12 protein-coding genes are annotated in these 12,404 nt (G+C 41.9%); 1 reads left to right on the plus strand and 11 read right to left on the minus strand.

Annotated features, from left to right (window positions below; all coding sequences use genetic code 11):
• Positions 1–4 precede the first annotated feature (4 nt).
• A complete protein-coding gene (locus ACDC99_RS07100; RefSeq protein WP_370756397.1) occupies positions 5–667 on the minus strand; it encodes a CatB-related O-acetyltransferase in 663 nt (220 codons plus the stop codon).
• 80 nt (positions 668–747) lie between these two features.
• Here ACDC99_RS07100 and ACDC99_RS07105 point away from each other — a divergent pair, with 80 nt between their 5' ends.
• Entirely contained in the window at positions 748–1,953 is a 1,206-nt protein-coding gene (locus ACDC99_RS07105; RefSeq protein WP_042517111.1) for an ISL3 family transposase, read from the plus strand.
• 103 nt (positions 1,954–2,056) lie between these two features.
• Here the strand turns inward: ACDC99_RS07105 and ACDC99_RS07110 are convergent, their stop codons facing one another.
• From ACDC99_RS07110 to ACDC99_RS07155, 10 genes are all read right to left on the minus strand, one after another.
• A complete protein-coding gene (locus ACDC99_RS07110) occupies positions 2,057–2,986 on the minus strand; it encodes a glycosyltransferase (RefSeq protein ID WP_370756399.1) in 930 nt (309 codons plus the stop codon).
• A 72-nt stretch (positions 2,987–3,058) separates the two neighbouring features.
• A complete protein-coding gene (locus ACDC99_RS07115; protein WP_370756401.1) occupies positions 3,059–3,994 on the minus strand; it encodes a hypothetical protein in 936 nt (311 codons plus the stop codon).
• Between the two features lie 11 nt (positions 3,995–4,005).
• Positions 4,006–5,460, minus strand: a complete 1,455-nt coding sequence (locus ACDC99_RS07120) for a lipopolysaccharide biosynthesis protein (RefSeq protein WP_370756403.1) — start codon at positions 5,458–5,460, stop codon at positions 4,006–4,008.
• A gap of 24 nt (positions 5,461–5,484) precedes the next feature.
• Positions 5,485–6,456 (minus strand): glycosyltransferase family 2 protein, encoded by a 972-nt coding sequence (locus ACDC99_RS07125; protein WP_370756405.1) that lies wholly within the window; start codon positions 6,454–6,456, stop codon positions 5,485–5,487.
• Positions 6,457–6,462: 6 nt separating this feature from the next.
• Positions 6,463–7,353 carry an NAD-dependent epimerase/dehydratase family protein gene (locus tag ACDC99_RS07130; protein ID WP_370756406.1) on the minus strand — a complete coding sequence of 297 codons (891 nt, stop codon included), beginning with the start codon at positions 7,351–7,353 and terminating at the stop codon, positions 6,463–6,465.
• Positions 7,343–8,431, minus strand: coding sequence for a CDP-glucose 4,6-dehydratase (gene rfbG, locus ACDC99_RS07135; RefSeq protein WP_370756408.1), 1,089 nt, complete (start codon positions 8,429–8,431; stop codon positions 7,343–7,345). Before rfbG ends, ACDC99_RS07130 begins: the two co-directional genes overlap by 11 nt.
• Positions 8,432–8,439: 8 nt before the next feature.
• Positions 8,440–8,844, minus strand: coding sequence for a polysaccharide biosynthesis C-terminal domain-containing protein (locus ACDC99_RS07140; protein ID WP_370756410.1), 405 nt, complete (start codon positions 8,842–8,844; stop codon positions 8,440–8,442).
• Positions 8,845–8,859: 15 nt separating this feature from the next.
• A complete protein-coding gene (gene rfbF, locus ACDC99_RS07145) occupies positions 8,860–9,639 on the minus strand; it encodes a glucose-1-phosphate cytidylyltransferase (RefSeq protein ID WP_288772874.1) in 780 nt (259 codons plus the stop codon).
• 314 nt (positions 9,640–9,953) lie between these two features.
• Positions 9,954–11,624, minus strand: coding sequence for a DUF262 domain-containing protein (locus ACDC99_RS07150; RefSeq protein WP_370756412.1), 1,671 nt, complete (start codon positions 11,622–11,624; stop codon positions 9,954–9,956).
• A gap of 23 nt (positions 11,625–11,647) precedes the next feature.
• Positions 11,648–12,313, minus strand: coding sequence for a transcription termination/antitermination NusG family protein (locus tag ACDC99_RS07155; RefSeq protein WP_370756414.1), 666 nt, complete (start codon positions 12,311–12,313; stop codon positions 11,648–11,650).
• Positions 12,314–12,404 lie beyond the last annotated feature (91 nt).

The following is a 12,404-nucleotide window of genomic DNA, read 5'->3' on the forward strand; positions in this document are numbered from 1 at the left end:
GTCATCACTTTTTATCAAAATATTTCTTCAATGCGTCTATATCATTCAGCAGTCTCCAGTTCTTTTCAAACCATTCCGGCTGATTATTCCACCACTTGGTTTTCTGCAAGAACTGGATTGTTTCGTCATCATAACGATAGCCAATGACTTTGGCAGGTACGCCACCTACAATTGCGTAAGGCGGAATATCTTTTGTAACCACGGCATTGGCAAGGACTACCGCTCCATCGTGTATCTCTACCCCACCAATTAAAGTGACATTGGAACCAAGCCAGCAGTCGTTACCGATTTTGTTTACAAGTTCTCTGGCTTTATCATAGAACTTGAACTCTTCTATCATCTGCTCTGAAGCAAACGTCTTGCCTCGCGGATTGTTTCCGTTGCTTTTAGAAAAGAACAGAGGACATGTTGTAGCGAACGGCGCCTTATAAGCATGGGTAGCATTGATGTATCGGCAGTTGGGACCGATAGACGTAAAGCGCCCGACTTCAGCACTAACCATTCCACCTCCACCGATATACGAACCATATCCTAAGGAACCAAAGAAGTCGGTATGTGGACCAACCATGTTCATTCCCTCAAAGCCACAACGATAGCATATATGAGTAGAGTACCAGAACTTAACCTTCTTCCCGTTGTGGAATTTAGGTTCTTCCGTTAAATGCATAGATAGAAAAAAAAATTTTATATTATGATAAAAATAAAGCTGGCATCATCTATCTTTGTAGTGACCAAACTCAATGATAAATGAATGCCAGCATAATGCATAAAGCTTTTGGCATATCCTTGCAAGAATGTTTGGATATGCGTTGCGAAAGTAATAAAATAGTTTTGAATATCCAAACTCCATCAGACAAACTTTGCTGTCCGGAGTGTGGAAGCCATAATGTAGTCCGTAATGGTTTCACGGCCAGACGCTTTGTGAGCGTGCCGATAGGTTGTTCAAAGACTTTCGTCGAGATGAAGATCCAACGTGTCAAATGTTCTGATTGTGGCTGCATAAAGAACGAGGATGTCGATTTCGCAAAAGGCAAGCGCAGGCATACGACCGCTTTCGCCAATATGGTTATAGACTTGTCGCGCTTTGCAACTATACAGGACATTGCATGGTTCCTGGATGTATCTTGGGACATGGTGCGGAACATACAGATGGAGTTCCTGCAAAAGGAGTATGGCAGCCCTGACCTTTCAAACCTCAGATACATATCCATAGACGAGTTCGCTACCCACAAGGGACAAGTTTACAAGACGATAGTCGTAGACTTGGAAACCGGGCGGATTGTCTTTGTAGGTGACGGTAACGGCAAGGCTTCGCTTGAGGAATTCTGGAACAAGCTCGGAGACAGAAAGAATGACATAAAAGCCGTATGCACAGACTTGTCGTCTGCTTATACGGGGGCGGTAACGGCAAATCTCCCCAATGCCTCTCTTGTCGTGGATCATTTTCATGTGGTAAAGCTCATGAATGAAAGGATAGACCAGTTGCGCCGCCAGTTGTGGCATGCTGAGAAAGACGTTAACAAGCGTAAGGTAATCAAGGGCACGCGCTGGATATTGCTGAGAAACGGCAACGACATCTTTGACGCAAAATACAAGACAAGACTTGACAATGTGCTGAACTTGAATGAACCGTTGATGATTGCATATTACCTGAAAGAAGACTTGAGGGAAATATGGAACCAAACCAACAAGGATGATGCAGAATTGGTGCTAAACGAATGGGTGCGGCAGGCCATGGATTCAAAAATACAGCCATTGGTCAAAATGGCTGCTACCTTGCGGGCCTACAAGCCATATATACTTGCATGGTATGACTACCCGATATCAAATGGCCCTACTGAAGGTATAAACAACAAGATTAAAGTGCTGAAAAGACAAATGTATGGATTCAGAAATGATGAATTCTTCACGTTAAAGCTATACGCTCTACACGACAAGCGTCTACGCATTTAACGGAAGAACCGGAATTTATGCCACAAAAAGAGCAACAACTTATAGAGAAATGGCAATTTCTTTATCATCTTTAAACACATATAAGTATTTAGCCAAAAAACAATTACAAGCAGTCAATATAGAGAAGTCTTCTTAAAAATGATTTGAGAGAATAATATTGTGATTTTATGTAATTCACATGAGGAATATTACGTTTAAATGCTCTAGCTATGCAATCTCTAGCTTTCTTATCTTCCAATATCGCTATATCTTTGCACTCTATAGGCAAAATATCAGGATGCACCAAGTTCGTACTATATTCTTGTTTCCCGCAATGCGTCCCTGTACCATCTAGCCCTGCGTTTTCCACCATCGGTTTTCCTGGATAAAGCGTTAATTTACCATTCAAATAAAAAGATGCGTAAAGGCGGATATACCATGAATCAACCAATCCTACTTTTTGACAATAAAGAATTCCATAACTTCCCATACTTCCATCCAAACTGAAATAATTACTTTTGAATCGAAGTTTCCGTAACAAATATTTCACATCATTGTTTAGAAGATGCCAAGCTCTGTCCCATGTCGCCCATCCCCAACAATGGAAGAAACGAAGGAAGAATGTCTCTGGAAGTTTTTCTTCAACGTTTGGAATAAAACCGCTAATAGAAGAAACCCTGTCATCATCCTTATACTTCTCCAATCCATCGTTCATGAATTTCAAGAAATATGGAGACAAAATCAAGTCGTCTTCAACAACGATAACTCTGCCATACTTATTGATGACATCTGTGATGCCGGCAATCAGACTGTTTGCCAGCCCCCAGTTTTTCTCTCGCTCTACGATTGTGACAGACTTGAAACCTGTGACGGTGTGTATATACTTGCGATTATCCTCAACTCCCTTTATCGCCTTCTCGTTCTTTGCTCCGTCGGAGAAGATAAAGAGGTCAGAATCCTTAGCTTCCGCATTCTGAAGCAAAGATTCCACCGCCCTCCGTGTATGGTCGGCGCGGTTATATGTGAAAAGTGCTATTGGTGCGAATTTTGACATAAAAAATCTATTTGGAATAATGAAAGATGTTAAGACTTCACATGTTACAATACTACTTTCATAGTTATAGATCTAAACATTAACAAAAAAGTCACAACCGAGCTCATCAGTTGCCCATTTTGATATAAGGCTAATTTGTTCATCATTTCCGTTATTACTATCACTATTGTTTGTTGTCCATAAAGCATACAGTTGACTGGATTGAGGGAGTACCATATAAGTAGATTTCAAATCTGTTTGTACCACTTTGGTTCCATTAAACCGACTATTAAAATTTAGCCACAAGTCATCAGCCCTTAAACAAGTCTGCTTTATAATATGTATGTTAGTAACCATTGGACCACAACTATATGGCGGATATAGAACTCCACCTACTCCTGTTGGAAACGCATTATAACATGGTGTAGTCATGTCATCAACAAAAGGCCAACTACTATAGGACTTTTCTTTAGCTATAAGATTGCCGCGATTGAAAGAAATACAACCAGAATGATTTTTATTAAACATTACCAATTTAGATATAGAATGATGATTATACTGAAGATCATCATCAATCGTAATTATCGTCTTTTCAGGATAATCCTTGAAGGCATAAAAATACTTGTTGTGGCATTTGAGGTTTTCTTTGTTAAACTTTACCGTCAAGCCACGGGCTTGCAGCTCTTTTATCTTTGCAGGAAGGTCGATGCCCTCAAACTCAGATTCTATCAGATACAGACAAATTGCATACTTGTCTTTGATACCCCTCTGGTTTGCAGCCATCTCAATAACACGCCAGACATTGCCAACACGGGCAGGATATGTAGTGAGAGACACCACATAGTCACATTCATCCGGATTAGAAATTTTCTTCTTCTTTATGTTGTGATAATACCAGCAGAGGAAATTGTTAATCCGGTAAATACCGGAAAGAATGACACGGCGCAACAACTTCTGTCCAAAGAATGGAGCACGAGAATTGACGCTGGGATATATGCCATCCAGAAAGTCTAATAGTCTTGCCAACATAATAATGCTTTTTATTTTAGGATATGAACCTTCACCAATCCTTTACGCAGCATAGCGAAGACATCATAATATCCAAGGAACTGGATATAAAAAATAGAGAACGCCACACCGACCACGCCCTTGATGAGCATAGCAACAATTGGGATGGTGACCGGAATCAAAGATATGAAATATAAAACTATACATAATACAACGCCGAAAATAGCAGGAGCTACCATTTTCTGCAAATATATCAAGAACGAAGACTTCAAGGCATAAGTATACATGATATAGAAGCAGATGAATGTCGTGATAATCATAGCTGCAGTGTATCCCCAGGCAAGAGCTTCGATAGTTCCAAAAATGATGACACCGACTGCAAACGAGCCTAATGTGAAGAATGCACCTATAAAACTATTCCAGAACATTGCCTTGGTGTGACCTGTTGCCTGAAAAACAGAACCGCTGGAGCTCCCCAGAATTTGGAACGGAATACTCAATGCTATAATCTTGAAGCATGGCACCGACTGCCCCCATTGGTCGCCAAAGAACAGCAGAATCAGCTCATCGGCACAAAAATACAACAAAGCACATAGCAGAACGCCGACAAAGGCAAAGAAACGAAGAATCTGTGTATATTTTTGCTGTATATAATTGATGTCATCCTGATACTTACTGAAAACAGGCAACATAACAGGAATCAGAACACCTGATATATATTGCAGAGGCATCAGTTGCAGATTGTATGACTTGTTATAATATCCGAGCTGCTTCATACCCATATATTTTCCTACAAGCATCGAGTCCATATTTCGTGAAAAATAGCCCACCACATTAGCAAGAAATTGGAATACGGAAAAAGAGAATATCCTTTTCAGCGGTGCCCAATCAATACGCCATACAAAATGTACCTTCGTTATGTAACGGAGAACAAACATCGTAGGTATTGAGATGATGGCAGACGGCAAGACCAAAGATATAGGACCACAACCGTGGAACGCCATGGCAATGGATATTACTCCGCCAACGAACTGAGTGCACAGCGATATGATGGTTATAAGTTTGAAACGCTGCTGCCTATACAAAATATTGTTCGGTACGGCATTTACACATCCCATCAATATATTGACACTCATTATCTGGCAGACCAACTTGACTTGAGGATTGCCATAATACTCAGCGATGAAAGGTGCAGAGAAGAAAAAGGCGACACCCAACACCAGTCCCTGATAACTGTTGAAGGTGTTGATGCTGTTCATATCCTCAGCAGTCAGTGTCTTGTTCTGTATCACAGCCGGTCCGATACCTATATCCGCCAAAAGATTAAACAAGGCGAGCATAACACCAGCCAAAGCCACCACACCAAAATTCTCAGGTGTGAGCAAGCGAGACAATATAGCAGTAATCAGGATGGTCATCGCCAACCCTGAATATTTCGCTACAGCCATATATATCGCACCCGATACTAATTCTTTCTTTAAACTCATGAAAACGATATTGATTCAGTGTCTTTATCTTCTTCTCATCCAATAAAGGCGGAAATACTTTCTTGCCCAAAACTGTTTCCAATGCAGGGCAACAACAAGCAGTTTGCGCAAATCATCCGATGGCAATGCTTCAGTAAACAATTGTTCGTATGGCAAATACAAATCTCTGTATTCTATTATCTGATTGATACACATTGCGATTGAATCATGCTCCTTTGCGAATTTCTCCTTCCAGAATTCCAATACACCAGGCATGTACGGATCAAGATACTTGAAGACATTATACATGCCTATCACATAGTTCATGCAATAACGAGGATAGAATCCACCTACCCGCTGCACGCACAACGGCATCTTGTAGAACATCACGTCGTATCCTATTATACCGGTGTAAAGACAGAGGAACCAACTGTAATCTATGGTATCCGACTGCAAGTTCAGTTCTTTACCTTTCAGCATACACGACTTGCGGAAGATGACGGAAGAAATGAAGCTCGGTCCCTTATGATACTTTTTCACAAACTCAGAGGCATCATTGTATTCAAGCACCATCTGTTCGTTTTCCAAGTTCGGATACAACAGACGACCGTCAGAGAGATTGTCGCTCGCCATGATATAGTTGAAGTGGAGCATACCCAGACGGTCACCTCCCTGTTCCAGCAATGGAATGACAACATCCAAGAAATTTGGGCTAACAATGTCGTCATCTCCCAAGAGGAAAACGAATTCAGAATCTGAATTTTCTATGCCAAAGAAGAAATTATTCATCCATCCGATATTCTCCTTCTGCTCATAAAACTTGAAGACACCATCGTTTTGACGTGAAATCTCGGTCAATGCTTCGAATGTTCCATCTTCAGAATGATTGTCCGTAACAATCAAACGTACCTTGTCCCGATGGGCATTCACCTGAGGAAGAAGATGCTTCACATTCTGCACCGCATATTTGCAGCGCTTGTATGTGGGTATAGCTATCGTCAGTAATATTCTATCCATACGACATCAATAGTCTTTCAATGACTCTTCAATCCGCTTTTCTGCCTCAAAGCCAATAGCATCCTTCAGCTTCGTGCCATCCAAAGCAAGATATTTCATTCCGGCATCAGCTCGCTGCACGGAGCCAAAACAACCTTCGGGCACTTCCCTGCCCATTGCGTGGTGTATCTTGGTGACTATCTCCTTGACTGTCAAGGTTTCGCTTCCTTCTATATTATAGAGTCCCGAAGCAAGTTTCTTCTTTAAAGCCAAATCCAACATACGAGGCACTTCAGATACATGAACGTACTGTCGCACTTGGTCTCCTGCCGTGAAATGAAGTTCTTCGCCATTGCGAATAGCATTGACTACATACGGTATCAAACGCTTTGGATTTTCACCTGCCCCATAGATAGTGGGGATATAAAAATGCCAATGGGTGAAATCGTGCTTGTATGATGACACGAAACTGCTCAGCATCCTCTTGCTTACCGTATAGTCATTGGGAGCAGGACAGAGAGATGTCAAGACATCCTTCTCTGAGAAAAAACGCTGTTCGGTAGTTGCTCCCATCTCGAAGACACTGCCAAAAGTCACGAAAGTTCCTTTATAACCCAGTTCCTTCAGCTTATTGCATATCGCTACAGGAACTGTAACATTGAGGTTGTATATCAAATTGTATCCTTCTTTCAAATTGGCCTGAATTCCGGCACCTATAGCATATACTATCATGTCAGAATCCAACAAAGGCGTGCAGTCCATTTCTGAATCCATCAGATCAACCTGATGGAACAAGTTGCAATCATGGTCATCGGGACGTTGGAGTCCATACATTTCCAACGTCCATCCTTCTGCTACAGCATACTTGGCAATCGCAGTTGAGAGGAAACCATTGGTTCCCAATATACTAATTTTCATTATATTCTAAGAATTTATTAATTTCTTCAACACAAAGGTCATATACATTCTCTTTCGGATAGCGCTTATACCAATCCGCCACAAGGGAAATGCATTCTTTCATATTCATACGTGGACGCCAACCAAGTCGGGTTTTGGCTTTATCGATATTTAGCATCAACAGTTTGGCTTCATGCAGATTATTTGGATTGGAAACATCCTTCAGTTTTCCATAACCATAGTTATTGACCAATGCTGTTGCCACATCCCAAACAGTGCTCACGCTTTCCGCCTCTGGTCCGAAATTCCATCCCTCGCAATACTCGGTTGGGGCATTCCACATCTTCTGAGCCAAAAGCATATAGCCGGAAAGGGGTTCCAAGACATGCTCCCATGGACGGACAGACCGTGGAGAACGGATTTCTATCGGCTGATGCGTCTCCAATGCCCTTATACAGTCCGGGATGATTCTGTCTAAAGCCCAATCACCTCCTCCTATTACATTGCCAGCTCTGACAGATGCCAACGACATAGTATGCTTCTTGCCATAGTCGGCTGGATTGAAGAATGACCTACGCCACGACTGGATAGCTATCTCGCAGGCGCCCTTTGATGACGAATATGGGTCGTAGCCGCCAAAGGGGTCCGTTTCTTTGTAGCCCTCTGCTTGTTCTTTATTGTCATAACACTTGTCTGTAGTAATCATGACACCAACTTTAACGCTATCCGTATTCCGTATGGCTTCCATCACATTGATTGTACCCATCACGTTTGTCTCATAAGTTTCGACAGGGATATCATAAGAGAGCCGAACAAGAGGTTGAGCTGCCAAATGAAAAACTATTTCCGGTTGATATTCGGCAAAAATTTCTTTCATTTTCTTCCCGTCGCGGATATCAGCGCGGATATCTGCCTTCATCTTGCTACCGATTTCTGACAACACGAAATTGTCTTTGTCGGAATATGGTTCGAGACCGACTCCTACTACTTCAGCTCCAAGTTCATGAAGCCAAATGGAGAGCCACGAACCTTTGAAACCTGTATGTCCTGTAACAAGAATGCGTTTGCCTTTAAAAAAGCCGTCGAATATATCTATCATCACTATGACTACTTGATTGTATATGAAATAGTATCTTTCGGATCGTAGAGTTTGTCTGTATAAGCCAAGAGTATGAAATCCTTATCTGAATTATTCACTACGGTATGGGCCACATTGTTTGGAATGAATACAGAAATGGCCTTGTCCAATGACATTGGTATGTCTCGCCGTTCATGGGTTTCGATGTCTTCGAGTTTAAGAATCGCCTCGCCTTGGATCACCGTGAACCATTCTAAAGCTTCCGGGTGATAATGTCCTCCCTTTGCCTGTCCAGGTTTTCCCATAGTGAGATAAACTTCACCAGTATGGGATGGGATATCTTCTTCTGTTCCTATAATGGCTTTCAAAAACCAACCTCTGTCGTCAGAGATCAGACGGCGAGGTATCACACGTACTTTTTCTATCTGTGACATTATATTCTGCTGTATTTACCAAACTTTCCATGGGGCTTGATCCGTTGCCCACATTTTCTCAAGTTCCATGTTGTCTTTCAACATATCCATTGGTTTCCAAAATCCTTTATGCTTGTAGGCATGCATAACACCATCTGCTGCAATTTTCTGTAAGGGTTCACGCTCAAACATCACGGGATCGGCATCTTCGGGCAGATAATCGAACACTTGTGGCTCACAGACAAAGAATCCGGCATTAATCCAATTTCCTTCTCCATCGGGTTTCTCCTCAAAACTCTCAACTGTACCCGTTTCTGAATTGATATGCACAGAACCGAATCGGCCAGCGGGTTTATATACAGTCATCGACAGCAGCTTGCCGCTTTTCTCATGTTCTTTGATGGTATCTGCTATGTTCAAGTCTGCTACGCCATCACCATACGTCAGACAGAACGTTTCATCACCTATATATTTCTTTATCCGTTTCAATCTTCCTGCCGTCATGGTATTGAGACCTGTATCAACGATTGTAACCTTCCATTTCTCTGAATGATTTTCGAGTAATTTCACGGAATTGTCTGACAAGTCGAACGTAACATCAGAGTTCAGCATATAATAGTTCATGAAGTATTCTTTGATGACATTCTGTTTGTAGCCTGCACATATTATGAAATCATCAATTCCATAAGCTGAATAAATCTTCATAATATGCCAAAGTATAGGCTTGCCGCCTATTTCTATCATAGGTTTCGGCATGTATTGGGTCTTCTCACTGAAACGGGTGCCAAGACCACCGGCAAAAATCACTGCTTTCATAAGGAAATTATTATTGTTTACTTACAGCTGCTCCATTTTACAGAAAGCCGCAAGAGTATTTCGTCCTATTACGTGGAAGTTTCTCATCCTCCTATAAAAAGTCTTAGCTTCTTTATTCTGAATATATAATCAGACACTATCAAAAGTACAATCAATATAATTGTCAGTAATGCAACCCTCACTACAAAAAGCGAGAGCAGAAACCAACATGCCTGTGGGGGAAGAATGTAGAGTTAGTTTTCATATTATTCAATGAATAATGGAAACATCCCACCTATAGGAGTTTCATATAATCACTGAAGTTTCATTCCCACTCAAACCACAGTCTTCCAAACATTGACAGCGAGACGGGCCATCTTAGACTGACGACTTATTATGTCGTTTTCCGTCCAGGAGTTCTTGGATGCTATGGTCCTGGCATCAAGGTAGGAGGATTTAGCATATTCTTTCGCTTTTTCCTGGAAAGAAGAGTTCTTTATCGCCATATTAAGTTTTTTTTCCAAAAGACAAGTGTTGCCAATTCTGAAAACAAGCTGACGCTGTTTGTCGCCATCGACATTCCATTCGTCTTCAGCATTCTGTGGCATTATATGCTCTATTGTAGCATCTTCATCAATGAATGACACATCCTGTGTGGAGCCATTATGCTTTTCCAACGTCGCCAAAATATATCTGACGATTTTCACATTCCGTGAAGTATATGGGAAAGACTTGTCTGAGAAGGAATTCTCAAAGACTTTGTCATCAACAGCTATCGGCAACAACAATTGATAATCGACACGCTTTTCTTTTTTTATCAACATGGCCAGCATATTGAACGGACCATCCTGGTCGTTCGGATTGCGGTCGCAAATGACATTATATCTGAAGCATAAATTAAGTATGTTCTTGAAGAGCTTCTTGAAATCAGAATCAGGAAGATTCAACTTAGCCGCCATCAAAACGGGAAATGGTTGCTTGAGTCTGAAAATGTTCAACAGTGCTACGCATCGTTTCACCTCTGCATCTTGCCACAAAGCATCATTGCTGTCTGTCAGTGCCATATATACATCGCTGTAACGATAGAGATCGTCAACAAGTTTGAAAACAGTCTGGTCGGTAGTAACATTTTTCCGGACAGTCTTGAACAAGGCATTAGCACGTATGGATTTATGTCCGGTATTCCAATAGTATCGCAGAAACTCCGGCAATTTTTCCGATTTTATATTATCTGTTAGCTTTGCCCATTTTTCTTCTAACGTTTCTATTCTGCTGGGGTGAGAACTGTTTTTGTCCACCAGTGAGAAAAGATAGTTCTTGAGAAGATCCGAAGATGAGAGCTGGACACCTCTGGCATTCAAAGTTTCGAACACCCTAAAAGCATTCATTTCGTCATTAACAACAATCTGTGTGAAATACAGTCTGTCTACCACAGTCTGGATAAATCGAGCATAGTCCTTTCCTGATTCATATCTACCCCGGAGCCTCTGTTCAAAGAATTCAAAACATTGCTTCATGAGTTTTTCTGAAACCTTGAGATTCCGAACACGTAATTCTTCTAATTTAACAATATAATCACGAAAATATGCATCATTGTTTCTATTCAGCACCAAGATATTATCGTAAACGAGAGTTACAGAATCCTTATTCCCTATATAGGTATGAAGCAGACTGTCTATCCTCTGCTGATTGTCTTCTGATTCAACTCCATTTTCCACAAATGTCTTTATACATTTTATAGAAGCAAGAATAAGGATTGTCACAGTCGTAAAACGTTGCTGACCATCTATAATATGAAATGATTTGTCATCATTGGTCTGCAAAACGAGATACCCCATATAATGGTCTTCCTCTTCGTCAATCATCGTCAGAATATCTTGCCACAAGTCATCCCATTGTTCCACGCCCCAGGAATAATCACGTTGGAATTTCGGAACTATGAACTTTCTGTTATTGCCAATAATTGAACTGAAATTATTGGTACTTGTATTTTGTATTCCTTTCATCGCGAAATTAAATTATTTACATTTCAGCACTTCCTGCCCTCCCTCACAAACTCCAGGGACTCGCGGTCTACTTCTATGGTGGCGCCGCCGATGTAGAGGAGCTCGTTGCCGATGATTATTTTCTTGCCCTGGATGCGCTGGACGAACGCCATGCAACCGGCAAGGGCACCGTCGGTGATGCGCACCTTGTCGCCCTTTCTGAGAGGACGGTTGATGAAGGTGGCGTTGCCGGTGTCTATGATGCGGCGGAAATTGTTGAACTCGGCATCGGGGATGATGTGGGGAGTCTTCTTGCCGGGCAACGTGAGCATCTTGTATACGTCGGGACGGAAACGGATGTCGTTGAGGTGGCAAGCCTCCACCCTAACGAAGACGAAAGTGGAGAGGACCACGAACTCGCGTATGCAGCGCTTGCCGCGGCTGTTGACCACTACGCGCCTCTCTGTGGGCACCCAGGCTTCGATAGGAAGGCCGCGACCTTGGAACTCCTGCTCTATGGCGAGCATGAATTTCTTCTCGTAGTTGACCCTCACACATGCCACATACCACGACATCCCGTCGCTGTCTGCGACGGGTGAACCGGTGGGGGATTCGACGGTTTGCGGTATGGCTTCGCCGTCGTCCCCTGCAACAGAGGGCGCATCTGATAAGGTCGTTTTTGTAGTGGTCATCAATATGATGAATATCAAATTCGTTACTTAGTTGTCATACTTATTCGTGTGGTCACAAGATGTATGCTATTTGCAAAAATAATACAAAATTACAAAACTGGCAAATAGG

Origin of the sequence: Prevotella pectinovora, from assembly GCF_041323955.1 — a bacterium.
GTDB lineage: Bacteria > Bacteroidota > Bacteroidia > Bacteroidales > Bacteroidaceae > Prevotella > Prevotella pectinovora.

Coding starts and splice junctions, on each gene's coding strand:
- ACDC99_RS07100 (WP_370756397.1), bottom strand. CDS start 667: ATGCATTTAACGGAAGAACCTAAATTCCACAACGGGAAGAAGGTTAAG.
- ACDC99_RS07105 (WP_042517111.1), top strand. CDS start 748: ATGAATGCCAGCATAATGCATAAAGCTTTTGGCATATCCTTGCAAGAA.
- ACDC99_RS07110 (WP_370756399.1), bottom strand. CDS start 2,986: ATGTCAAAATTCGCACCAATAGCACTTTTCACATATAACCGCGCCGAC.
- ACDC99_RS07115 (WP_370756401.1), bottom strand. CDS start 3,994: ATGTTGGCAAGACTATTAGACTTTCTGGATGGCATATATCCCAGCGTC.
- ACDC99_RS07120 (WP_370756403.1), bottom strand. CDS start 5,460: ATGAGTTTAAAGAAAGAATTAGTATCGGGTGCGATATATATGGCTGTA.
- ACDC99_RS07125 (WP_370756405.1), bottom strand. CDS start 6,456: ATGGATAGAATATTACTGACGATAGCTATACCCACATACAAGCGCTGC.
- ACDC99_RS07130 (WP_370756406.1), bottom strand. CDS start 7,353: ATGAAAATTAGTATATTGGGAACCAATGGTTTCCTCTCAACTGCGATT.
- rfbG (WP_370756408.1), bottom strand. CDS start 8,431: ATGATAGATATATTCGACGGCTTTTTTAAAGGCAAACGCATTCTTGTT.
- ACDC99_RS07140 (WP_370756410.1), bottom strand. CDS start 8,844: ATGTCACAGATAGAAAAAGTACGTGTGATACCTCGCCGTCTGATCTCT.
- rfbF (WP_288772874.1), bottom strand. CDS start 9,639: ATGAAAGCAGTGATTTTTGCCGGTGGTCTTGGCACCCGTTTCAGTGAG.
- ACDC99_RS07150 (WP_370756412.1), bottom strand. CDS start 11,624: ATGAAAGGAATACAAAATACAAGTACCAATAATTTCAGTTCAATTATT.